General features: G+C 58.9%; 21 protein-coding genes. 14 read left to right on the top strand and 7 right to left on the bottom strand.

Annotated features, from left to right (window positions below):
• Positions 1–36: 36 nt before the first annotated feature.
• The 3 genes from J7447_RS10875 to flaF all read left to right on the top strand — a co-directional run bounded on the left by J7447_RS10875 (position 37) and on the right by flaF (position 2,364).
• Entirely contained in the window at positions 37–1,530 is a 1,494-nt protein-coding gene (locus J7447_RS10875) for a flagellin (RefSeq protein WP_023000694.1), read from the top strand.
• A 92-nt stretch (positions 1,531–1,622) separates the two neighbouring features.
• On the top strand, positions 1,623–2,117 hold the full coding sequence (gene flbT, locus J7447_RS10880; protein ID WP_006932693.1) for a flagellar biosynthesis repressor FlbT: 495 nt from the start codon (positions 1,623–1,625) through the stop codon (positions 2,115–2,117).
• Complete coding sequence (gene flaF, locus J7447_RS10885; protein ID WP_286189118.1) at positions 2,047–2,364, top strand: flagellar biosynthesis regulator FlaF; 318 nt, start codon at positions 2,047–2,049, stop codon at positions 2,362–2,364. Before flbT ends, flaF begins: the two co-directional genes overlap by 71 nt.
• A 289-nt stretch (positions 2,365–2,653) precedes the next feature.
• Here the strand turns inward: flaF and J7447_RS10890 are convergent, their stop codons facing one another.
• The 7 genes from J7447_RS10890 to J7447_RS10920 all read right to left on the bottom strand — a co-directional run bounded on the left by J7447_RS10890 (position 2,654) and on the right by J7447_RS10920 (position 10,731).
• Positions 2,654–4,225 (bottom strand): GMC family oxidoreductase, encoded by a 1,572-nt coding sequence (locus tag J7447_RS10890; RefSeq protein ID WP_209169600.1) that lies wholly within the window; start codon positions 4,223–4,225, stop codon positions 2,654–2,656.
• A gap of 17 nt (positions 4,226–4,242) precedes the next feature.
• Positions 4,243–4,767 (bottom strand): Twin-arginine translocation pathway signal, encoded by a 525-nt coding sequence (locus J7447_RS10895; RefSeq protein ID WP_077292436.1) that lies wholly within the window; start codon positions 4,765–4,767, stop codon positions 4,243–4,245.
• Between the two features lie 23 nt (positions 4,768–4,790).
• Positions 4,791–5,186 carry a VOC family protein gene (locus J7447_RS10900; protein ID WP_031269183.1) on the bottom strand — a complete coding sequence of 132 codons (396 nt, stop codon included), beginning with the start codon at positions 5,184–5,186 and terminating at the stop codon, positions 4,791–4,793.
• A gap of 113 nt (positions 5,187–5,299) precedes the next feature.
• Positions 5,300–5,593 (bottom strand): ribbon-helix-helix domain-containing protein, encoded by a 294-nt coding sequence (locus J7447_RS10905; RefSeq protein WP_006932702.1) that lies wholly within the window; start codon positions 5,591–5,593, stop codon positions 5,300–5,302.
• Between the two features lie 270 nt (positions 5,594–5,863).
• Entirely contained in the window at positions 5,864–7,399 is a 1,536-nt protein-coding gene (locus J7447_RS10910) for a hypothetical protein (protein WP_209169601.1), read from the bottom strand.
• A gap of 13 nt (positions 7,400–7,412) precedes the next feature.
• On the bottom strand, positions 7,413–9,266 hold the full coding sequence (gene flgK, locus J7447_RS10915; protein ID WP_152506103.1) for a flagellar hook-associated protein FlgK: 1,854 nt from the start codon (positions 9,264–9,266) through the stop codon (positions 7,413–7,415).
• 73 nt (positions 9,267–9,339) lie between these two features.
• Positions 9,340–10,731: a flagellar hook-basal body complex protein gene (locus J7447_RS10920; RefSeq protein ID WP_152506102.1), complete on the bottom strand. Its 1,392-nt coding sequence runs from the start codon at positions 10,729–10,731 to the stop codon at positions 9,340–9,342.
• 310 nt (positions 10,732–11,041) lie between these two features.
• On the opposite strand from J7447_RS10920, the gene J7447_RS10925 reads away from it, so the two are divergent.
• From J7447_RS10925 to J7447_RS10975, 11 genes are all read left to right on the top strand, one after another.
• Positions 11,042–11,887 carry a MoxR family ATPase gene (locus J7447_RS10925; RefSeq protein ID WP_055656676.1) on the top strand — a complete coding sequence of 282 codons (846 nt, stop codon included), beginning with the start codon at positions 11,042–11,044 and terminating at the stop codon, positions 11,885–11,887.
• A gap of 105 nt (positions 11,888–11,992) precedes the next feature.
• Positions 11,993–12,529 carry a hypothetical protein gene (locus J7447_RS10930; RefSeq protein WP_209010136.1) on the top strand — a complete coding sequence of 179 codons (537 nt, stop codon included), beginning with the start codon at positions 11,993–11,995 and terminating at the stop codon, positions 12,527–12,529.
• A gap of 61 nt (positions 12,530–12,590) precedes the next feature.
• Entirely contained in the window at positions 12,591–13,115 is a 525-nt protein-coding gene (locus J7447_RS10935) for a histidine phosphatase family protein (RefSeq protein WP_055655271.1), read from the top strand.
• Between the two features lie 46 nt (positions 13,116–13,161).
• A complete protein-coding gene (locus tag J7447_RS10940) occupies positions 13,162–14,676 on the top strand; it encodes a YcjX family protein (protein ID WP_209169602.1) in 1,515 nt (504 codons plus the stop codon).
• The gene (locus J7447_RS10945; RefSeq protein WP_055655275.1) at positions 14,673–15,719 is read left to right on the top strand and encodes a TIGR01620 family protein; all 1,047 of its coding nucleotides are present in this window, start codon (positions 14,673–14,675) and stop codon (positions 15,717–15,719) included. The genes J7447_RS10940 and J7447_RS10945 overlap by 4 nt, the downstream gene beginning before the upstream one ends.
• Positions 15,720–15,884: 165 nt before the next feature.
• Positions 15,885–18,083 carry an autotransporter outer membrane beta-barrel domain-containing protein gene (locus J7447_RS10950; protein ID WP_209169603.1) on the top strand — a complete coding sequence of 733 codons (2,199 nt, stop codon included), beginning with the start codon at positions 15,885–15,887 and terminating at the stop codon, positions 18,081–18,083.
• A 141-nt stretch (positions 18,084–18,224) separates the two neighbouring features.
• A complete protein-coding gene (locus J7447_RS10955; protein WP_209169604.1) occupies positions 18,225–18,761 on the top strand; it encodes a dTDP-4-dehydrorhamnose 3,5-epimerase family protein in 537 nt (178 codons plus the stop codon).
• A 47-nt stretch (positions 18,762–18,808) separates the two neighbouring features.
• Positions 18,809–19,714, top strand: a complete 906-nt coding sequence (locus tag J7447_RS10960; protein ID WP_209169605.1) for a Gfo/Idh/MocA family oxidoreductase — start codon at positions 18,809–18,811, stop codon at positions 19,712–19,714.
• Positions 19,711–20,682: a glycosyltransferase family 2 protein gene (locus J7447_RS10965; protein WP_209169606.1), complete on the top strand. Its 972-nt coding sequence runs from the start codon at positions 19,711–19,713 to the stop codon at positions 20,680–20,682. Before J7447_RS10960 ends, J7447_RS10965 begins: the two co-directional genes overlap by 4 nt.
• A gap of 39 nt (positions 20,683–20,721) precedes the next feature.
• Positions 20,722–21,897 carry a VWA domain-containing protein gene (locus J7447_RS10970; protein ID WP_023000677.1) on the top strand — a complete coding sequence of 392 codons (1,176 nt, stop codon included), beginning with the start codon at positions 20,722–20,724 and terminating at the stop codon, positions 21,895–21,897.
• 33 nt (positions 21,898–21,930) lie between these two features.
• Positions 21,931–23,058: a hypothetical protein gene (locus J7447_RS10975; protein WP_209169607.1), complete on the top strand. Its 1,128-nt coding sequence runs from the start codon at positions 21,931–21,933 to the stop codon at positions 23,056–23,058.
• Positions 23,059–23,095 lie beyond the last annotated feature (37 nt).

Here is a 23,095-nt window from a genome sequence, read left to right on the forward strand (position 1 = left end):
TTGGCGAGACCTGAATAGGGAAAGCGGTGAAGTCTGATGCCTGATATTGTTCTCTCCAGTGCTGTCCGGGACAATCTCCTGTCGCTGAAACAGACGGCGGATTTGCAGTCGATCACGCAAACGCGCCTGGCAACGGGCCTGAAGGTCAACACGGCGCTCGACAATCCAAACTCCTATTTCACGGCACAATCCCTGAACGACCGCGCGAGTGATCTGTCCAACCTCTTGGATAACATGGGCCAGGCGGTTCAGACGATCAGGGCAGCGGACAAGGGCATCACGTCGATCACCAAACTGGTGGAGTCGGCCAAGGCAATCGCGAACCAGGCCTTGCAGACCTCCAGTGAATACGAACGCAAGCTGTTCACCAGCCAGTACAACGATCTGCTCGAGCAGATTGAGGATATGGCACGGGACTCCAGCTACAAGGGCAAGAACCTTCTTGCCGGTGCCGGCAACGAGCTGGAAGTTATCTTCAACGAGGACAGCACTTCGAATCTGACCGTTAATCCGGTAGATTTTACAGACACTTCACTCGATGACGGTCTCAATCTGGATGACCTGGATGCCGGAGGCACCGGTACGTCGTCCTTCAACCTCTTCAGCGGCACCACCTCCATTTCCCTGTCAGGCCTGCAGGCGTCCTCGAATCTGACGGACCTCGCCGACTGGGCAACCGGCAACGTTGTCAGCATCACGGATTCCTCCGGCACCACCAACCTGACGGTCGGTACCGACATCACCACGGTGCAGGACTACGTGGACGCATTGAACGATCTGAACGGCGTTCACGCCACTTTTGACGAAGCCACGGACTCCATCACCATCACTTCCGGTCTCGACAACCCTCTCTATATCTCCAAGGACAACACCGGTGGTGGCGCAGCGACAGACGGTGGCGACACCGGCGGCACAACGACCACGATGACGGTGTCTCCTCTCAGTTCCACGGCAACGCTGGTCTCCTCCGGCGGCTTCCAGGCCGGCGACACGATCACGATCACCGACGGCAACGGCTTCGAGCCGGCCTCTCTGGAGATCGACGAAGAAACCACGGTCAGCGATCTCGTGACCTTCATCAACAACGTAAAGGGCCTGGATGCCACCTTCTCGGGCGGCAGCATCAGCCTTATCGGCGAAGTCTCCTTCGACATTTCCAGCAGCAACAGCGACTTCAACCGAACGACGCTCGGATCGACGACAGGAATCGTGTCGCTGACGGCAGCGCCGTCCGAATTCAAGTCGGATACGGATATCGATCGAACGCTTCAGGCCATCAACGCGGCGCTCGACGAGCTTCGCAATGCGGCCCGTTCGATGGGTACGGCTCTTTCGACTGTGGAAATCCGGACCGATTTCACCCAAAATCTGATCAACACGCTGGAGGTTGGCGCTGGCCACCTAACTATTGCGGACATGAACGAAGAAGGTGCTAACATGCTGGCGCTGCAAACCCGTCAGCAGCTTTCTTCGACTGCTCTGTCTCTGGCCAACCAGGCAGATCAGAGCGTCTTGAGCCTGTTCGGTTAACACCGGCGGCAGTTATCATTAAGGTATCGGGGGCAAATCGTTAACGATTTCGTTAACGTTTCACAGCGATACTTCTGCGTGGAGGTCACGGAATGGCGCTCAAGGTCGAGCTGAAACCGGGCGAGCGAATTATCATTGGGGAAAGCGTTATCACCAATGACAATCAACGCACTCGCCTCTTTATCGAAGGCCAGGCTCCCATTCTGCGAGAAAAGGATATTCTCACGCCGGCCACTGCGGATACACCAGCCAAACGGGTCTACCTGGCCGTTCAGCTGATGTATCTGTCAACTGACTTGGAGAAGATACAGGAGAGTTACTTCAGCCTCGTCAATGACATAGTGAAAGCCGCGCCGAGTACGATCCCTTTTGTCACCAGGATTAGTAACGCCATACTAACCGGCGCCTTCTATAAAGCACTGAAAGAAGCACGTAAGCTCATCGAGTACGAAGGGACGCTGATCAGTCATGTACAAACAGGCAGCGCAGGCTTACCAGAAAACAAGCCAGGTGGCGATGTCACCGAGGGAGCTGGAAGCGAATCTGCTGATGAAGGCCGCAGCCCGGCTTCAGTTGATCAAGGATGAATGGGCAAATTCCTCGCTTGCGGAAAAAGATGACGCCCTGGTGTACAACCGCAAGCTCTGGACAATTCTCGTGACGTCCGCGACCAGTCCTGAAAGCGAACTGCCTCAGGACATCAAGAACAACATCGCCTCGCTGGGCATGTTCGTGTTCAAGCAGACCATGACAGTCATGACGACTGACGACGAAAACAAGCTCGATACCCTCATCAGCATCAATCGTTCGATTGCCGAGGGTCTGAGGTCCTGATCCCGGCGCGGCCGGTTCAAGAACAGCCTCGGAAAACACGATAGAAGATCAAGAAAGGCCGCCAGGGTAACCTCGGCGGCCTTTCTCTTGACTGCAACGTTCACCTGCCCTCCTCCAGCGGAAACGGAGGAAGCCTCCACCGGAGATCAGCGGGTCCTCAAGCTGCGGGCAGGATTTGCAGCCATGAGATATTCAGCACCGGCCCAGTGCGAGCCCGGCAATCCATTCAGAACCTCCGAGTTGGCCGGGCTTTGAAAGCCCAGCCTTCCGGAAGCCGACCCTCACGGGACTACAGATTGCCGGCACTCATTTCCCGGGCGATATGATCGGCCTGACGGATGGCTAGTGCCACGATCGTCAGGGTCGGGTTTTCGGCAGCGCCCGTGGTGAACTGGGACCCGTCCGACACGAACAGATTGGCAATGTCGTGGGTTTGCCCCCAGCGGTTGACCACCCCGTCCCGCGGATTTTCCGACATCCGGTTGGTACCCAGATTGTGGGTAGACGGGTAAGGCGGCGTCGGGAAGGTCCGGGTCGCCCCGACGGCATCGTAGATGGCCATCCCCTGCTTGTAGGCATGATTGCGCATTGCGACGTCGTTGGGATGATCATCGAAATGGACGTTCGCCACCGGCAGGCCAAAGCTGTCCTTCACATCATGATTGAGCGTGACGCGGTTGGTTTCCTGGGGCATGTCCTCACCGACGATCCACATGCCCGCCATGTTCTCGTAACCGTCGAGCGCACTTGTGAATTCCCGGCCCCACGCCCCCGGATCAAGAAACGCCGCCATGAACGGCAGTCCAAGAGCCAGGGTTTCAAGTTCATATCCGCCGACAAAGCCGCGGGACGGGTCGTGACGGGCTTCGTCCTGAATGATCCCCGCCATCGTTGTTCCACGCCACATCTTCACCGGCTGGTCGAAAATGGCATAGACCGAGCCTGTGGTATGGCGCATGTAATTGCGACCGACCTGGCCGGAGCTGTTGGCAAGACCGTCCGGGAACATGGAAGACGCTGAATTCAGCAACACCCTCGGGCTTTCGAAGGAATTGCCGGCAACGCAGACGACACGGGCTTTCTGAAGCTGCAGATTGCCGTCCTTGTCGAAATATTCGACCCCGGTCACCTTGCCTGCATCGTCGTGCAGGATTCGTGCAACATGGGCCTGGTCGCGAACTTCCAGATTTCCGGTTGCCTCGCCCCGCGGAATATCCGTGTAGGCGGCGGACCACTTCGCTCCCCATTTGCAGCCCTGAAAACAGAAACCGGTCTGCTGGCAGGCAATACGCTCGTCATAGTCGGCCGAGTTGATGGCCATCCGGCCTGTATGGACTTCCTTGTAGCCGAGCGCCTTGGCGCCCTTTTCGAACACAAGGTAGTTGTTGTTGCCCGGCAGTCCGGCCCGCCCCCCTGTGCGCGTCACGCCCAGCTTTGTTTCGGCAAGCGTGTACCAGGGGTCCATTTCCTCCGCATCCAGCGGCCAATCGAGCAGATTGGCTCCCTGGACGTTGCCGTAGGACGTTTTTGCCTTCCACTCATGTGGCTGGAAGCGGATCGACGCCCCGGCCCAGTGAACGGTGGTCCCCCCGACGGCCTTGACGATCCAGGCCGGCAGGCCGGAAAAGTCCTTTGCAACCCGCCAGTCGCCCGACGTGGTTCTGGGGTCGACCCAGGCAAGCTGCCCGAAGCTTTCCCACTCGTCGTTGACATAATCATCCGGAAGATAGCGTCCGCCCGCTTCCAGAGCCACGACACTTACGCCCTTCTGCGCCAGCTCGTTGGCAAGCACACCGCCACCGGCGCCCGTTCCGATCACGACAACAACCGTGTCGTCATTCAGGTCAAATGGTGCAGCCATGGTTTCCTCCCTAAGGCTCAAAGCCAGTTGATGTCGTTGAAGCCCCGGTCGATGTAGCCGCCCAGTTCGTAGGAAGCTCCCTCGTATCCAAACAGCGGCCAGACTGCTTTTTGATTGTAGAGACCCGTTACCAGTCCGCCCCTGACCCTTTGAAAGAACGGGCTGTCCTCCATGGACCGCAGCAGGTCCGCCCTGTCACGTTCCCAGCCGATCGCAAGATAGGAAGTATGCCCTCTCCCCTGGGCTGCTCCGTTCAGGGCCTCGATACCGGCCTCGATATCCTCGGCGTGGTCGGGGGTGTCATATCCCTTGACGGCAATGACATAGTATTCGTCGCCGACATGGTCGTGCGGGTAGATGTCCCGCGCCATCTGCACCAGCGTCGCGAAACTGTCCGGCTTGAGTGCCGTCAGCTCCGTCGCCCAGGCGCCGTCCCTTGCTGCCAGAAACCCGGTCCCGGTGACGAAGGCAGCGCCTGCCGCCGTCGCCCGGGCCAGAAGCTGTCGTCTGGTCAGACCTCTCGGACTGTTTTCGGTTTTCATGCTCTCCTCCCGTTCAATTCAATTCATTCGTATCGACCGCCGCGCTGAAGCACCTCGATCTGATAGCCATCGGGATCCGCAACGAAGAAGAAGCGCGCTATGACGTCTCCCGCCGGTGCGAAATCGACCAGTTTTCTTGGATTGAGACCTGCTGCTTCGAAGCGTGCATGTTCGCTGTCGAGGTCATCGACACTGAACGCCAGATGCCCATAGCCATCGCCCAGGTCATAGGGTTCTGTCCGCCCCTTGTTGACGGTCAGCTCCAGCTCGAAGCCGGAGTCGCTGTTGCGCAGGTAGATCAGGGTAAAATCGGGAAAATCCAGACGATCCGCTACGGTCAGCCCGAATGCTTTTTCATAAAAGGAAAGAGACCTGTGCTCTTCCAGAACACGGATCATAGAATGTATTGCTTTCGCCACGCGTTACTCCGCTCTGCTTGTATTTGCATGACGGAAGCGTAGCGCGTGGCAACTATCGCCCGGGTAGTATGCTTATACTGCGAGCGGTAAAACTTGCGCTGCAGCGCAAAATGTCATTCAGCGGCAATCGAAGCCGCGTGCTGGTTCGACGAAATCTCGAGGAACTTCAGGCAGGCGCAACGCAACAGCGATGTGAAATTCTTCGGTTCACCGCGCAGTTCGATCACTTCTGAATGCAGCGTCGAGATGAAATGCGGTGTCGTCACCCCTTCCGACGCGGCAATCTGATCCAGAATTGCCCAGAAGGAATTTTCCAGTCGGATGCTCGTGCTCTGTCCGTTGAGCCGCAACCGCCGGGTCTGGCTGGCATAGCGTTCCGGATCCTGTCCGGCAAATACGTGACACATCGGCTCTCCCTCCCATGGTGTCGATCTTTACGCGGTATGCCGCGATCTGTTTTTTGAAAAGGGATAATGAAAAGAACGCGCCGTTGCCAAAGGCCCCGGCGGCAAACCGGTTGGAACTGGACACCAGAAGATATCCGTCGGGAAGAAAGGCAACCAGGAGAGTGTTTCCCCAAAGGGGGAATATTTCAAGGCCTTTCCCGGCCCTGACCGGCAGTCCAGGCAGCAGTGAGCGAAGACCGCCCGGGGAAAAGCCGGAAGTTCCGGGCGATCCTAGAGATAATCGGACAGGGTCAGATTGAACACGATCGACGAGGCCCTGTAGGAAACCTCGATATTGGTCTGCAATTGCAGGATCTCGGCGGCGACCTGATCCTGGTCGATTCCCTCGATATCCGCGATCGTGCCTTCGTAGCTGCTCTTCATTTGCACGTGCCGGTCATCGGTCAGCGACACTGTCCGATGCGTGATGGCAATGTCCGTGGCAATATCGGTGATCCCGGACTGATCGACACCTGGCGGCTGCAAGGTCGTGCGCAGGTTGGTCGACAGGGTATTGTAATACTCTTCGTCGATCGTCGAGCCGCCCGAAAAATCCGCGGCAATGAAAGCCGCAAGCGACTGGACCAGTTCCTGCAGCGGTGTTTCATTGGCCCGAACGCCGTAGCTCACCGTGAGATTGCTGTCGATCACCGCGTTCTTGTCCGTGCGCGGATCGTCCGTGGCCGTGTTGCGGCCCGTATACCAGGCGACAGTCGTCGAGCTGCCACCGATCAGCGCGGTTGCGCTGTCGAAGGGAGGTCCGTCGACCCGCTGCGGCTCTTCCCCGCCGAACGTCCTGAAGAACTCTTCTGCAGCCCATTCGTCCGACACGGCGCGAAGGGTTGTCTGAGCCTGGTGCTCGATCTCCGCTTCCAGGGCATCGCGCAGGTTCTGCGCCGTTTCCTCAAGATCGGCGCCGATCGCGAACGTTCCGTCTTCAGCCGTGCTGTTTGCTGCCGTCAGCTCGATGGAGATCGTCTCGCTGTGATCAGGCGGCAGGGAGAATTCCACAGTGATGGTCTCGCCAAGTTCCGGCTGACCGGTGAACTGAACGTCGAAGCTGTCCGGATCAGTGCCCGAAGGCCCGGTGATCGCGACGTTGGTCAGGGTTGAGGCAACCGATGCGATGTCGAAACCGAAATCATGTGCTCCATCTTCGGCAATGGTGAAGGTGGAATCCGTCGGCACGGGCCCGGCGTAGTTGGTTGTCAGCGCGGAGGTCGATGTGCGGCCATCGTTGCCGGCACCCAGATTTGCCTGGGAATACTCGCTCATGACGGTTTTCAGCCCGTCCCGGCCGTTCGCCCCTTCCAGAATGGCATCGATCTTGGCAACCGGGTCCTGAACGGCATCCGTGCCGCCAAAGACGTAAAATCCGGCGACTTCCGTGTTCAGAATGTTGAGCGCTTCGTTCAACAGCAGTTTGGCGCGGGACTGGGTCTGCGTCTGCCCGTCGTCCTGCAGCACGAAATCGTTGGTATCGAGCGCGGATTTCGCATCCTGCCGGATATCCTCCAGACGCTCCAGCGACATGGTCGAGGTCTGCAGGTGCAAGTTGGCGATGGTGATGGTGTCCTGGTAGCTCTCGATCATGCTGACTTTCTGGGTCAGCTGAATGTCCAGAAGCCGGCGGTCGCCTACTTCGCCGTATGTGGTACCGACCTTGCCTCTGGCGAGCTGGGTTGTCTTGCTTGCCAGCAGATCGTTGAGCTCGCCGAGCTGGCGGGTCAGGTAAGTCCGGGAGGTGGTGATATTCGAAACTGCCATAACGCACCCAACCTTAAACGATGTTCAGGAGCTCTTCGAAGAGATCCTTGATGGTCTGCATGACGCGGGCATTGGCCGCATAGGCGTTTTCCAGCTGAACCATGAAGGCCAGTTCGGCGTCGAGATCGACCGAGTAGCTCTGCTCGTAACGAATGGCGAGGTTCATGGTCAGCGCTTCCTTGGAATCCGCATATGTGGCTGCGTCTTCCGCCTGGTTGCCCTGAAACGCGACGGTCTGGTTGACAAAGCCCAGCAGCGTTCCCTGGAACGGTGTCGATGCGCTGCCGATACCCGAGCCCGGGTCATAGTGTTTCGTGCCGACGCTGAGCGCATCCGACAGGAACTGCGCACGCGCAGGATCGTTGGTCGTGTTCGGTGTCGGCGTGGTCTGATAGTTCACCAGAAGCGCGCTATCGGCCAGAAGATCCGGATTGACGCTGATTCCGGACGCATAGCCGAGCCGCTGGCCGCCGCCTTCAAGCGCATCGGTGAAGAGGTCCGTTCCAGCCCGCTGGTCAACGAAGATCGCAAGGCCCAACCCCTGATCGGAATTCGCCGTCACGGTGACATTCGCACTCAGGCTTTCAACGCTGGTCGGCGCCGTGTTGTCGCCCAGAACCCGAAGGTTGTCCGACCCGTCATTGCTGACCAGAAGACCGGTGCCGGCAAGTGCTGCGGTGATGTTGGTGATATAGGTTGCCGGAACACCGCTGGAAATGTCGATACCGAAGACCGTGTCGCCCGGATTTGCCGTAGCGGAGTTGTCCAGCGGCAGCAGGGCGGGATCGTCCACGGCCACGAGGGTGACTGTCTGCGGATTGCCGCTGCTGTCGGTGTAATCCAGCGTGATCGTGTTGCCCGGTTGAAGCGCGGACACATCGAGATCGAAACCGCTGTCCAGACCGACGGTCGCTGCTGTGCTTTCAACATTCACATTGGAAAAGGCAAGTGACAGTTCGGCAGCAATCGTGTCGAGCTGTGTCTGCGCCTCGACCAGGATATCATCGCGCAGTTCAGCAGTTGCCTGCATCGAACCTGATTTCGACGACGCGATGAGATCGAACTGGGTGCCGCCTGGCGTTCTCACCATCACCGAGTTGCCTGCCTGGCCCGGCTGCAGCAGATGCGTGGCATCGAAGGTCAGCGTCGATGCCTGGCCGTCGGCGTAAAGCTGGTCGCCGCTGGCGGTGCGGATGGAAATTGAATTGTTGTCGTTCTTGGTGACGTCGATATCGATATAACCGGACAACTGCTCAATCAGCCGGTCGCGCTCGTCTTCCATGTCGGCGGTCGAAACACCGGACTGGGTCGCGTTCTGGATCGCCTCGTCAATGTCTTCAATGCTTGAGAGCAGGCCATTCACGCTATCTGTCTGGGAAGCCAGTGCGTTGTCCGCTTCCTGGCGCAGGTCCGCAATCTGCTCATAGGATGAGTTGATTTCGCGCGCAAAAGCTTCGGCGGCCGAAACCACGTCCTTTTGAACGGCATAGTTGCCCGGATCGTTTACCAGGCCGGCAAGTGCAGCTGAAAGATTGCCTGCAAGGGACGACAACGAACTCTTGTCGTCGATCGTGCCGAAGATATCGTCCAGACGATCAGTAAAATCAGCAATCTGCCGGGAGTAGCTGGTGTCGGCGAGAGAGTTGAAATAGTCGGACTGGATCTGCTCGTTGACAATCCGGCGCACTTCCGTCGCATTCATTCCGGCGACGTTGCCGTTGCCGTCGAAGTAGACATTCGCCGAAATTATTTTTTTCGAATAGCCGGCCGTATCCGCGTTCGCAATGTTGGACGCGGTGACGTCCAGCTGACGCTGATTGTAGGTGATTCCGAAAACCGCGGTATTCAGGGCACTTGTAAGACCCATGGCGGCTTCTCCTTCCTTATACGCGACCAGGCCAGGTGGCCGGCGGGTCAGTGCCCCGCCGGCCTAGGCGGTGTTACCGGACCATATTCAGGGCATCGTCGAGCATTTCGTCTGCTGAGGTGACGATCCGCGAGTTTGCCGAATAGGCCTGCTGGGTGATGATCAGTTTGGAAAACTCGTCCGCGATATCGGCGTTGGAGAGTTCCAGCTTCTTGGCCAGGATCTGCCCGCCTCCGGAAAGATCCGCGTCTCCCGATCCGGCCGTTGCCGCAAACGCGGCACCGTCAACGCGCTGCAGGTCCTGCTCGGCCTCGAACGTCGCAAGCGGGATCTGGTAAACCGGACGCTGCTGGTTGTTGGAATAGCTGGCAATGACGCGGCCGGAAGCGTCTACAGCCACCCCGATCAGCTCACCTGCAGGATAGCCATCCGGATCCAGCGACACGGAGCTGGCCCTGCCGTCCTTGTCGGAATACTGGGTCAGGGAGCCGTCGGCAAAGGAGAACTCGACGTCCGTTGCCGTCGTGCCGCCGATGGTCAGCGAGGAGATTGTAAAGCCGTCGCCCGTACCGTTCACTGCGGAACCGGCCATGGCACCGGCGGTCAGGGTCGTCATCTCGCCGGTATCGTCGAATTGGACGGTACCAACATCATACCAGGCATCGGTCGCATCACCGCCAGTACCGATATACATCGACCAGGCGTCCTCAACGATGGGCGGGCCAGCATCGTAGTTCGCGGTCTTGGCATAACGGATTTCGACGTTCATCGCCGTACCGTTCTGATTGTAGATCGTTGTGGATCCGCCGGAAATGGAGCTGTTCAGGAAGTCGGTTTCATCTGCAACGGCAACGTTACCGGCACCGACCGAAGCGTTCAGGAGGGCAGTGGTTTCATCCGTGCCATCATAGTCGGTAGTCGCGGGAACCCGTGGCAGGTTGGCCTGGTAGTCCACAGTCGTGGTTGCGGATGCTGCCAGTGGCTGGTTCTCGATCTGGATTACGGCCGGGTTGTCGCCGATCGCATTTCCGGTATTCGGGTCCAGCGGGAAGCCCTGCAGGTAATAGCCGGAACTGTTGATCAGATAACCTTCCTTGTCGCGCTCGAAATCACCGGCGCGGGTGTAGTAGGTCTCATCTGCGAAGGTGGTCGAGCCGTCGACCACGTCGGACGCCTTGGTCACGACGAAATAGCCAGCGCCGTTGATGGCCATGTAGGTATCGACGTCGACCGACGTGATATCACCCTGCACGGTGTTGGTGGCGCGGGATGTGGCGAAGGTGGTTCCGGAAACCTGCTGGGCCTGCTTGGACCCACCCCCGGAAACCAGATCCGAAAAGGTCGTGTCGAGCCGTTTGTAACCGGTCGTCTGCGAGTTTGCGACGTTACCGGAAATATTCTCCAGAGCCGTAGCCTGCGCAGCCAGTCCGGAGACAGCCGAGTTGATAGCCCCATAAATACCCATTTGCGGTCCTCTTTATAGATCGGGCACTGCGACGCGGGCTTACGCCCATAATCGGCCTTCCTCCGCAAAGGCCGTGCCAGTTTGGGGAAATCACAATTTTTCTTTTCATTTCATAACCTTAGGAAATTTTCCTTTTCCAGAAGCGGAAAAAAGAACCCGGCAGGTCACGACCCAACAGGCAAAAACTTCCGCTCTGGCCGGTGGCAGATGTTCAAAATTGCCGTGCGCCGGCACTCCTGCCTTTTACGGGCTTGCACAGCCGCGCGCGGCCTGCCACCTTGCGGCCAACCTAGGAAAAACGGACGGCCAAATGCGCTTTGAAGGAACTGAAAGCTATATTGCCACGGAAGACCTGAGGGTCGCGGTCAACGCCGCAGTCGCCCTGGAGAGGCCGTTGCTGATCAAGGGTGAACCCGGCACCGGCAAGACCGTGCTCGCCGAACAGGTTGCGGTCGCCCTGAAAGCCCCGCTGATCGAATGGCATGTCAAATCCACCACCAAGGCTCAGCAGGGCCTTTATGAATATGACGCCGTTTCGCGCTTGCGCGACAGCCAGCTCGGTGACGAACGCGTCAAGGACATCAACAACTACATCCGTAAGGGCAAGCTCTGGGAAGCATTCGACGCTGAAGAACGGCCGGTTCTGCTGATTGACGAAGTCGACAAGGCCGATATCGAGTTTCCGAACGATCTTCTCCTGGAACTCGACCGCATGGAGTTCCACGTCTACGAGACCGGTGAAACCGTCCGTGCAAAGCAGCGCCCCGTGGTCATCATTACATCAAACAACGAGAAGGACCTACCCGACGCCTTCCTGCGCCGGTGCTTCTTCCATTTCATCAAGTTCCCCGATGCCGATACCATGGCGGAAATCGTTGAAGTGCATTTTCCCGGCATCAAGCAACGGCTCCTGTCGGAGGCGCTGCGCCTCTTCTATGACGTACGCGACGTCCCCGGACTGAAGAAGAAGCCCTCGACCTCGGAGCTGATCGACTGGATCAAGCTGCTGCTGAACGAAGACATCGATCCTGAAACCCTTCGTCAACAAGATAGCTCCAAACTGATACCGCCGCTGCATGGCGCGCTGTTGAAGAACGAACAGGACGTGCACCTGTTCGAACGCCTGGCATTCATGGCGCGGCGGGAACGGTCCTGAAGATCCGGCCATGCCTCAACGTGAAAGCTGGTCGAGGCTGAGCGCCTGGGCGGCTGACCGGGCAAAACGCGATCTTCGGGTCGGGGTGACAAGGAGACTGACTTGGTGAAACAGGCCACCGCTCTTCTGGTACTGGCGATGCTCACGCTGCCGATGACGGCGAGCGGGCCTGTTCTCGCACAAGTGCCTCCCGAAAAGGACGCAGGCTGGCAAAGCGATGTCGGCGGATTGCGCCATTTCACCGGCCTGCGCTGCCCCGACATGATCGGCGATTACTACCGCATCAAGGTGATGGAGGGTGATGCCGTCAGCCAGGCGGGATGCATCTACACCGGCCGCGACGGCATTACCGCTGTCCTGCGCAAGCACCTGCAGGGCACTGGCCGCCGCGAAGCGCTGACATTTTCCCGCAATTACAAGGCAGCCGGATTCGAACCGATCAAGCTGACGGGCGCTGCCGCCTCCGGCATCTCGTTCCGGACCCGCAACTGGACGCCGACAAGCCTGTGCGAAACGATGTGGTACTTTTCCGGTGCCACATCGGACTATACATTGTGGCTGTCCTACACGCTGCCGACTCAGGAAGTGGAGATCGGACCGGCAGTAACCGCCTTCACCATGGCGCTTGCCAACCAGAACTGACCGGAAGTCCGGCTTTTGACCCGCCGGCACACTTTCCACTTTCAAGGAACCAGGAAAGACAATGCGGCTCCTTTTGTTCAGACACGCTAAATCAGACTGGGGCGACGCGAACCTGGCCGACATCGACCGGCCTCTGAACAGCCGCGGCAAGGCCGCCTCCGTCAAGATGGCCCGTTACATGAAGGAACAGGGCCTGCAGCCCAACCAGATCCTGTGCTCTACTGCACAGAGGACCCGGGAAACCCTGGCCCGCCTTCTGCCGACCCTCACACAGGAAACACAGATCCACCTGGTGTCCGACCTCTACCAGCAAAGCGAAGACGACTATGTCGGGCTGATCCGCCGCTATGGTGGCCGGGCCCAGAACCTCATGGTCATTGGCCATAATCCGGCTACCGAGGATACGGCGTTGAGCCTCAGCGGCACGGCATCCAGCGACGCGATTGCTGATATTCAGGAAAAGTTTCCGACTGGCGCTCTTGCCGTGATCGATTTCGACATTGCCGACTGGTCGGAGCTGCAGCCGAAGACCGGCCATCTGGAACGTTTCGTCAAACCACGGGACCTGAAGGAAGACCTCGACTAGAGCATCAGCCGAGTCCCGGATTGTACTTGTTCCCGCCTGCGCCTACATGAACGCGCTGGAGGCCCTTGTGAACCCATTGACGACACTTGCAGAAGAAACCCGACTGACACTGGCCAATCTTGCCGATGCGGCAACCGATCTGGCAGTGCCGAGCGTCCGGCTGGGCGTGACCGGACTTGCGCGCGCAGGCAAGACCGTCTTTCTGACCGCGCTTGTGCACAACCTCGTTCATGGTGGCCGCCTGCCGCTCTTCAGCGCCGCCTCCGGGCACAGGATGACCGGCGCAAGACTTCAGCCACAACCTGACGACGCCGTGCCGCGCTTCGACTATGAAGCGCACGTGCGTGCCCTGGTGAGTGAGCGTATCTGGCCGGAATCGACCCGTCAGGTCTCCGAGCTGCGCCTGACCATCGACTATGAGAGCGCCTCCTACTTCCACCGCAAGCTTGGTCCCGGCCGCCTTCATCTCGACCTGATCGACTATCCCGGCGAGTGGTTGCTGGATCTGCCGCTTCTCGGCAAGGACTATGCCACCTTCTCCGCCGAGGCAATGCAGCGCGCCCGGGCGGAAAACCGGGCGGAGATCGCCGCGCCGTTTCTGAAGATCCTGGCCGCCACGGATGCGAACGCAGAAGAAAGCGAACCGGCGGCACAAGAGCTGGCGGCAAATTTCAAAACCTATCTGGCGGCCTGCAGAGCCGACGCCCATGCCCTGTCCATGCTTCCCCCGGGACGCTTCCTGATGCCCGGGGATCTCGACGGCTCCCCGGCCCTGACCTTCGCGCCGCTGGACATTCCGGCAGACGCCGCCCCGGCAAGGACAGGCACATTGCGGGCGATGATGGAGCGGCGATACGAGGCCTACAAGACCCACGTTGTGCGTCCGTTCTTCCGCAATCACTTCGCGCGCCTCGACCGCCAGATCGTGCTGGTCGATGTCCTTCATGCCCTGAACGCAGGGCCGCACGCGATTGCCGATCTGGAAACCGCCCTCACCGAAGTTCTCGGAGCTTTCCGTCCGGGCAAACGCAGCTGGCTGTCCTCAATCCTGTCGCGACGGATCGACCGCATCCTGTTTGCGGCGACCAAGGCAGACCACTTGCACAGAACGGATCACGACCGACTGGAGCTGATCCTGAAGAGACTGGTTGCCCGAGCAGAAGAGAAGGCAACATTCAAGGGTGCGGAGGTCGAAGTGCTGGCCATGGCTGCGGTCCGCGCGACGCGTGAGGCAACGGTCAAACATAGCGGCGAAGCTTTGCCTGCGATCCTTGGAACGCCATTGCCGGGCGAACGGCTGAACGGTGACACCTACGACGGAAAAACCGAAATCGCCATGTTTCCCGGTGACTTGCCGGACGACCCTGAATCACTTTTTGGACAAGCTGACTCAGTTTCTGAAGCACTTCGAGCAAGTTTTCAAACTGCTCAGGCAGACCTTCAGTTCCTGAGGTTCCGGCCGCCGGAACTCGACAAGACCGCAGAAGGCCTGACTTTGTCTCTGCCGCATATCCGGCTTGACCGCGCCCTGGAATTCCTGATCGGAGATCGCCTGGCATGACCGGTTCCCAGCCCCCGTCCAATCGCAAACCGACCGCCTTCCGTCTCGATGATTCCAAGGTGCGGATGACCGATGACGAAACAAGGATGCCCTCGGCCGGCGAAGCCCTGGTCACCCAGGCCTTCATTGACGACGAGGAACCTCGCCTTCCCCGCGCTGCCAGCACTCCCAGATCCGGATTTCGCTTCGGCAAGTGGCTGATGATCGGCCTTTCCGGCCTCGTCTCCCTGGCAGTCGGCCTTGCGGTTGACAGCCTGATACGGGATCTCTTTGCCCGGACCGACTGGCTGGGATGGCTGGGTGTGGCTCTTGCCGTTCTGGCGGCCCTTGGCCTGCTCGGCCTGGTCATTCGCGAGATCGCGGGCCTCATGCGCCTCGGCCGAATAGACCACCTGCGGGATCGGCTGCAGAGCGCCGCCGACGCAGATGACGCGAAGGCGGCATCAGTCGGCCTGAAGGAACTGCTCACACTCTACAAGGACCGTCCCGAAACGGCCCAGGGCCGCAAGGCGCTGGCGGGGCATATGCGGGAAGTCATCGACGGCCGTGATCTGGTGAAACTGGCCGAACGCGATCTGCTCAGCCCACTCGACCTGGAAGCCCGGCGTATCGTGATGAACAGTGCAAAGCGCGTTTCCATCGTCACGGCCGTCAGCCCACGGGCACTGGTCGATCTGCTGGCGGTCCTGTTTGAGAACCTGCGCACGATCCGGCGCCTGTCCGCCCTTTACGGCGGGAGACCCGGCACACTCGGCTTCCTGCGCCTCGCAAAACACGTCATGGCACATCTGGCAGTGACCGGCGGCATGGCAGCAGGCGACAGCCTTGCCTCACAGGTGCTGGGCCACGGTCTGGCGGCTCGACTTTCCGCCCGCCTGGGCGAAGGCGTGGTCAATGGACTGCTCACTGCCCGCATCGGCATTGCAGCAATTGCAGTCTGCAGGCCGGCACCGTTCGTGGCCGGCACTGGACCGACCATCTCGGACTTCATGGGTGAGCTTGTCTCGTTTGCCAAAAAAGAAGACCCGGTCGACAAGTCTTAAAGTTTAGATTTCAAATAATACACGGCATGGTTACACGCACAACGTAACCAAACCGATTGCTATTTCTACCGATGACACATAAACGTTTCATTCGTTAAGGTTTCTGCGGACGAGCAGTGGCGTCTTCCTCGGAATACAACAATAATAGCGAGGTGAGACGTTAACTTGTGTAGCGACAGGCCGTTGCCAATCCAGACGAAATCCGCCCTTCAGCATCGCCGCCAACTCAAGGCTTTTCTGCTTTGCAGTTGCGCCCTGGTTTTGCTTGGTCCGGAAAAAGGCCTTGCCGGTGACATTACCATCGGCTCAGGCACCACGGTCACCACAACACAGACACTGACGGACCTTGGCGATACCGGCACAGTCGAGAGCGGCGGCACCATCGACGTTACCGATCAGGATGGCCTCGTTCTGGACAATGACGACCAGACAGCAACCAACAACGGCACCATTACAGTCACCAAGACAACCATTGGCACACCTAATTTTGCCGGTATTGGGTCGAACGAAGACGACGCCACCGTTCACAACAATGGGTCCATAACCACTACCGGCAGCCGCGCCTTTGGCATTGCCGGTGACGGGGACGACTTCACGGTCACCAACTCGGGTACCATCACCACAACGGGCAAGGAATCCGATGCAATCTTGTCGCTTGGTGCGGACACGGACATCACCAACTCCGGCACGATTTCCACCACTGGTGAAGCTGCCTATGGCATCAATGCCGAGGGCGACCGTCCGACCGTCTTGAACTCAGGCACGATCACCACGACAGGTGACGACGCCTATGCCATCGACACCGATGAAGACGACGCGAAGATAACCAACACCGGAACGATTACAACGACTGGAGAGGACGCGGACGGCTTTGACAGTGACGGCGACGATGTCATCCTGATCAATACCGGTGTGATGACCATGTCCGGTACGCTGGCAGACGGCATCGACAATGACGGTGACCGCGCCGCGATCACCAACTCGGGCACGATTACTGTTTCTGGGGAAGACGCCAACCCGATCGAATCCAATGGCGACGATGTCACCATTTCCAACAGCGGCACGCTACGTAACACTGGCACGATTTCCGGAGATCATGACGATGTCGGACATGGCATTGCCGTTGACGGCGACAATGTCACGATCACCAACTCCGGCGAGATCTACAGCAGCAACGGGTCCTCGATCTATGTCGATGGTTCTGATGCAACCGTTACCCTGAACAATGGCACCATACTTCAGGGTGTTCTGACCTTCACCGATCCGACCACCGCAACCCTGAACTACGCGGCCGGGCGAACGGCGATCCTGACCTTCAGCGGCATCCCGGGAACGCTGACGACGGCAGGCCTCACTTCAGCGACCAACGGCAACACGATCACCATCCTCAATCCGGACGACTTCCGGCTGGACACGGTTGCCCAGACCTTCAACACCATGACGCGCGCTGTCACCGGCAGCCTTGAACAGCAGATGGACCTCAATCGACTGGGCGGCACGTCCTTCGTCGCAACCAACGGTCCGGCTCCGGAAGAGCAAAACACCACCGCGCTTTGGGTCACGCCTCTTGGCGGTGTTCTTTCCAGGCAAGGCAGCGACGGGTTCGACCATACATTCGGCGGCATCACTGCCGGGGCTGAGAAGACATTCGCCGAAGGGCTTGCCGCCGGTGTTGCCGGTGGCTTTACCATCGGCAGGACGACCAGCGACGGCGACATTCACTCGGCCTCCAGCTACAGCATCCACGCCGGTGGCTATCTCAGCCGCTCCTGGCAGGCGACCTTTGCTCAATTCAGCCTTCTCGGCGGCTACCTGAAGAGCGATGAAGACGTCACCGTCCTCAACAACATGGTTGTCGGTGGCCTGCAGGACCTTTCCATCGACTACGACTATGTCTACGTCACGCCCTCCGCGCGCCTCGGCCATGCCTTCGCCCTGAGTGAGGGTACGCTGACATCCAGCGCTCGTGTGCGCTACTCGGGTCTCTGGCAAACGGGCGACGCCGATGAAAGCGCAACCGGCCTTTCGGTTTCCGGCCGGTCGCTGCACGTTCTGGAACTGCGCGCGCAGGCGACCTACGATCATGCCCCCATCGTCCAGAATGGCGGCACGCTCTATCTCAGTGCGAATGCGGGTATCGACGGCATCTTCACGCTAAACGACAGTGTCGACGGCACCCTGCAGGGAGCTGCCTTGAACCTGTCAGTCGACGACGACGATGCGGTGCTCCGCGGTTTTGCGGCAGCCGATGCCGTGTGGCAGGTCAATGACGGCACGAAATTTCTCGCCGGAATAGAAGGCGGTTACGACAGCGCCGACACACTATCCGCATCGGTTCGCCTGGGCGCCAAGATCAGTTTCTGAGGACTTGGGAAAGCCCCCTTCCCTCAAACGCTGTTCCGATGCCGGCCTCCACATCGTCGTGAAACCTGTTAGTCTGTCCCTGGGTCCGGATGGGCCGCGAAGCTTGCGCGAGAAAAACGGTCGTTGGGGTCAGGCAATTCGATGAAAACCGAAGCAACGTCAATTGAAGGCGTGATTGTCCATGACCTGGTTTCGCACATCGATGTTCGCGGCAGTTTCACCGAAATCTACCGGGAGACCTGGCTCACCGGTTTCAAGTCGATCCAGTGGAACATCGTCACCTCGAAAGAAGACACATTGCGCGGTGTTCACGTGCACAAGGATCACTACGATTATCTGATGGTCCTGTCCGGAAAGATGCTGCTTGGTCTGCATGACATACGCCGCGACAGCCCGACCATTGGAACATCGCAGTTTCTCGATCTTTCAGCGGAAAACAGACGAGCTGTTTCAATTCCGCCGGGTGTTTGCCACGGATTTTATTTTCCGCAAGCCGCGACGCATCTTTATTCCGTTTCCACCTACTTTGACCCGACGGACGAATTGGGCTGCAAGTTCGATTGTCCGGAACTGAACCTGTCTTGGCCAACGAAGGACCCTGTCCTTTCCGATAGAGACAGAACAGCCGACAACTATTCGCAGATGCTTGATAAATTCTATGCGGACGCCAATGCCTGATTACGCAGTCACCTGCAATTTCACATCGCCGGCTGTTGGACACAGCCATGACTGATATCGGTCTGGTTGGCTTTGGCCGGTGGGGAAAGCTCATCTTTCGCGATCTGCGCAGCTTGGGTGTAAACGTGCACGTGGCGGTGCCCGGTTCGGACAGCCAGCACGCCGCCCGGGAGGCCGGAGCCGCTTCGGTGTGCGATAGCGCTGCCAAGCTTCCTGACTGCGCGGGATATGTCGTTGCGCCACCAACAGTGCTTCACGCGGCCTGCATCGACGCACTTGCACCGCGGAACCGGCCGATCTTCTGCGAGAAACCGGTCACCAACGACGCACAGGCGGCGCAAAGACTTGCCGATACGCTGCAGGAACGTCTCTTCGTCATGGACAAGTGGCGCTATCATCCCGGCATTTTGAAACTTGCGGAACTGGCAAAATCCGGCGCTCTGGGCCAGATCGAAGCGGTGCGCACCTATCGGCTCGGCTGGGGCAATCCTCACAAGGATGTCGACAGCCTCTGGATCCTGATGCCGCATGATCTTTCGATCGCACTCGAAATCCTGGGAACATTGCCCAAGGCTCATTCGGCGATCGCCCAGATCCCGGGCCTGGGTGGTGAGGACCTGATTGCCCGTCTTCAAAACGATGGGGAACCGCTCACCGTCACCATGGAGATCTCTTCCCTCCATCCGGCCCCAAAACGCTCCGCCGTCGTAATCGGCAGCAAGGCGGTGGCCCAACTGGCCTCATCCTATGACGATCGCATTCTCCTTGCCCCGAGAGATCAAGGCCAGAAGCCTCAGCAAATCGAGGTTGGCACGAAAATGCCTCTTCTGGCCGAACTGGAAGCATTCGTCGCGCATCTGGAAGGGGGAGCTGCTCCAAAGTCCTCGGCTGCAGAAGGCGCATTGATCGTCAGGCGCATTGCCGAACTCAGAGCGCTCGCAGGATTGCCGTGACCCATCCGCGCTTCACCGTCCTGCTGCCGGTCAACAGACCTCCCGCGCTTCTGCCATTCGCCGTCGAGAGTGTTCTGGGCCAGTCCCTGCAAGATTTCGAACTGTTCATCGTATGTGACGGCGCCCCCCAAGAGACCGTGCAGGAAGCGGAGAAGCTGGCAGGGCGTGACGAGAGGATCCGTGTTTTTTCCTTCCCCAAGGGAGAACGGCACGGCGAAGCTCATCGGGACACGGCTCTCAAGCAGGCAAACGGCAAATTTGTTGCCCAGATCGGCGATGACGACATCTGGTTTCCCGAACATCTGTCGGAACTGGGCCGCCTGCTGCAAACCTGCGACTTCGGTAATCTGCTTCAGGCTGAAATTCTGCCTGACGGGACGTTCAAGGTTCATATCGGAGATCTGTCGGACGCGGACACGCGCCGCAAGATGCTGGAGACGCGTTGGAACTTCTTCGGCCCGTCGACGGTTGGCTATTCCCTTGAGGCCTATCGGTCTCTGGATGTCGGCTGGAGCCCGGCACCACCTGACTTCTGGACCGACCTCTTCATGTGGCGGAAGTTCCTGGCACGCCCGGACTTCACCTTTGCAACACGGCCCACGGTTCAATGCATCAAGCCTTCCGCCGTGCACCGTCAGGACATGTCGCTTGCCGAGAGGCAGGGTGAAATGATGGCGCTGATGCAAAGGTTTGCCGATCCGGCGGAAAGGCAGGATTTCCAGACCAGCTGCAATGAAATGCTGATCAGCCACCTCAGGTCCGAAAGCCGGCAGCATGCGGACAACGCGGCCCGGCAGACGCAAACGGTTTCCGCCCAGCAGGGGAAGATCCGAGAATTGCAGGCCGAGCTCGACCTGCAGAAACGCCGTTACGACGCAATCCTCGCCTCGTCTTCCTGGAAGATGACGGCGCCCTTTCGCAAAAGTGGCAAGCTGCTTCGCAAACTCCTGTCGAAGCGACCTTTTTGACCCCTCGACAGGCAACTGCCGGGAACTTACCTTTCACACATGTTCATTACCTTCTTCACCGAACTGAAATCGGCCGGCATTCCGGTCTCGCTCCGCGAATATCTGACGCTGATGGAAGCGTTGGATAAGGATCTGGCGGAAAAGAGCGTCGAGGATTTCTACTATCTCGCCCGGCTCACGCTGGTGAAGGACGAGAGCAACCTGGACAAGTTCGACCGCGTCTTCGGCCACGTCTTCAAGGGGCTCGACCTCATGAGCGAGGTTGCCACCACCGAAATACCGGAGGAATGGCTGCGCCGCCTGGCGGAAAAGCACCTCAGTGAAGAGGAAAAGGCCCAGATCGAGGCACTCGGCGGCTTTGAAAAGCTGATGGAGACCCTGCGCGAACGCCTCAAGGAGCAGCAAAAGCGCCACCAGGGCGGCAACAAATGGATCGGGACAGCCGGCACGTCGCCGTTCGGTGCCTATGGCTACAATCCGGAAGGTGTGCGCATCGGCCAGCACGAAAGCCGGCACCGTCGTGCGGTCAAGGTCTGGGACAAGCGCGAATTCAAGGATCTCGACGACACCCAGTTGCTAGGCACCCGCAACATCCAGGTTGCCCTGAAGCGACTGCGCAACTTCGCACGAACGGGTGCTGCTGAAGAACTGGACCTGGACGACACCATCCGTGCAACAGCCCACAAGGGCCTTCTGGACATCAAGATGCGGCCGGAACGCCACAACGCGGTCAAGGTGTTGTTGTTCTTCGATATCGGCGGGTCGATGGACGATCATATCCGGGTCTGTGAGGAGCTGTTTTCAGCCGCGCGTTCCGAATTCAAGGTGATGGAACACTTCTACTTCCACAACTGCCTTTACGAGTATGTCTGGAAGGAAAACCGCCGCCGCCATACCGAGCGCATGCCGACGATGGATGTTCTTCACAAGTACCCTGCCGACTACAAGATCATCTTTGTCGGCGATGCGTCCATGAGCCCCTACGAGATTGCCTATCCCGGTGGCTCGGTTGAGCACTGGAACGAGGAAGCCGGAGCCGACTGGATGCAGCGGATCACCGGGCTTTACAAGAGCGCGGTCTGGCTGAACCCGGTTCGGCAGGAACACTGGCACTACACGCATTCCATCCAGATGTTGAACGAACTCATGGAAGGCCGCATGTTTCCCATGACCGTCGAAGGTCTGACGGACGCCATGAAGGAACTGGCCAGGTAGATTTTCCGCATAAACGGCGCAGAAAGGGAACACATGGAACCGCCCCCAAAACCCGATCACCCTTTCGCGCAACCTGTTTCCCACGCAACCACCACCGGCATGTCCGGCGGGGGATTTTACAACGCCAACTCGGCTGCCCAATGGTCTGCCATCGAAAAGATATTGCCACTGCTTGAAGAGGCGATTGCGAGCCTGCCGATTGAGGGTAGCGGTCCCGTCGGCATTGCCGACTACGGCTGCTCGGAAGGCCGCAATTCTGTTGCCGTCATGAAACACGCCCTCCCGGCATTGCTTGCTCGCACCGAACGGCCGATCCAGACCATCCATTCAGACCTTCCCACAAACGACTTTTCTGAACTTTTCCGCAGCCTCAGACCGGATGGCGGCTCGGTCTTCGGGTCTGAGAGGGTTTACTCGGCCGCGATCGGTGGCTCGATGTACGATCAGCTCTGCCCGCCGCAGAGCTTGCATCTTGCCACCACTTTCAACGCTATTGGCTTTCTCTCCTGCCGCCCCGTCGACAGGTTGCCCGGCTATATCCTGCCCAACGGCCCAAGTGCGGCACGAGCAAACGGTTATGTTTCCGAAGAAGACCGGCATGCCTTTGCCGAACAGGCGAAGAAGGATATCGCCCGTTTCCTCACCGTCCGCGCAAGGGAACTGGTTCCAGGTGGCAAGCTGCTGGTTCAGGTATTTGGCTCCAAGGGACCGGCTCGAACCTGTGACGGCCTTTATGATCTTCTGAACGACGCGGTTCTGGACTTCGTCGAGGCCGGAGACATCAGCAGGGACGTCTACGACCGCTATTACCAGCCGGTGTACATGCGAGACCTGCAAGAACTTGCAGACCCGGTCACCAACGATACGTATGGAGCTGCCGGACTTTTTTCACTCGACCGGTCAATGGAGTACGAAATTGCGGTCCCGTTCGTCGACCGCTTCAAGCAGGACAGCGATCTTGACCGCTATGCCCGCGACTATGTCAATTTCTTCCGCGCCTTCACCGAAGCGGTGTTGCGTGCCGCCCTGCCTGAAAGCCCATCACGGAAGGATCTGATCAACCGGATCTTTGCAAGGGCCGAAGACCGCCTGAAGGCTGACACCAGCCTCTACCCCTTCCGTTATGCAGCCGTCGCCATGCTGCTGACGCGCAATGGCTGACGGCTGGGGTTCACGAGCCAATAGACCTTTCAAGGCC

The organism is Labrenzia sp. R5_0 (assembly GCF_017743835.1).
Lineage (GTDB): Bacteria > Pseudomonadota > Alphaproteobacteria > Rhizobiales > Stappiaceae > Roseibium > Roseibium algicola.

Coding starts and splice junctions, on each gene's coding strand:
- J7447_RS10905 (WP_006932702.1), bottom strand. CDS start 5,593: ATGTGTCACGTATTTGCCGGACAGGATCCGGAACGCTATGCCAGCCAG.
- flgK (WP_152506103.1), bottom strand. CDS start 9,266: ATGGGTCTTACAAGTGCCCTGAATACCGCGGTTTTCGGAATCACCTAC.
- J7447_RS10955 (WP_209169604.1), top strand. CDS start 18,225: ATGAAAACCGAAGCAACGTCAATTGAAGGCGTGATTGTCCATGACCTG.
- J7447_RS10975 (WP_209169607.1), top strand. CDS start 21,931: ATGGAACCGCCCCCAAAACCCGATCACCCTTTCGCGCAACCTGTTTCC.
- J7447_RS10920 (WP_152506102.1), bottom strand. CDS start 10,731: ATGGGTATTTATGGGGCTATCAACTCGGCTGTCTCCGGACTGGCTGCG.
- J7447_RS10945 (WP_055655275.1), top strand. CDS start 14,673: ATGACCGGTTCCCAGCCCCCGTCCAATCGCAAACCGACCGCCTTCCGT.
- J7447_RS10940 (WP_209169602.1), top strand. CDS start 13,162: ATGAACGCGCTGGAGGCCCTTGTGAACCCATTGACGACACTTGCAGAA.
- J7447_RS10925 (WP_055656676.1), top strand. CDS start 11,042: ATGCGCTTTGAAGGAACTGAAAGCTATATTGCCACGGAAGACCTGAGG.
- flbT (WP_006932693.1), top strand. CDS start 1,623: ATGGCGCTCAAGGTCGAGCTGAAACCGGGCGAGCGAATTATCATTGGG.
- J7447_RS10935 (WP_055655271.1), top strand. CDS start 12,591: ATGCGGCTCCTTTTGTTCAGACACGCTAAATCAGACTGGGGCGACGCG.
- J7447_RS10970 (WP_023000677.1), top strand. CDS start 20,722: ATGTTCATTACCTTCTTCACCGAACTGAAATCGGCCGGCATTCCGGTC.
- J7447_RS10895 (WP_077292436.1), bottom strand. CDS start 4,767: ATGAAAACCGAAAACAGTCCGAGAGGTCTGACCAGACGACAGCTTCTG.
- J7447_RS10875 (WP_023000694.1), top strand. CDS start 37: ATGCCTGATATTGTTCTCTCCAGTGCTGTCCGGGACAATCTCCTGTCG.
- J7447_RS10960 (WP_209169605.1), top strand. CDS start 18,809: ATGACTGATATCGGTCTGGTTGGCTTTGGCCGGTGGGGAAAGCTCATC.
- flaF (WP_286189118.1), top strand. CDS start 2,047: ATGTCACCGAGGGAGCTGGAAGCGAATCTGCTGATGAAGGCCGCAGCC.
- J7447_RS10910 (WP_209169601.1), bottom strand. CDS start 7,399: ATGGCAGTTTCGAATATCACCACCTCCCGGACTTACCTGACCCGCCAG.
- J7447_RS10890 (WP_209169600.1), bottom strand. CDS start 4,225: ATGGCTGCACCATTTGACCTGAATGACGACACGGTTGTTGTCGTGATC.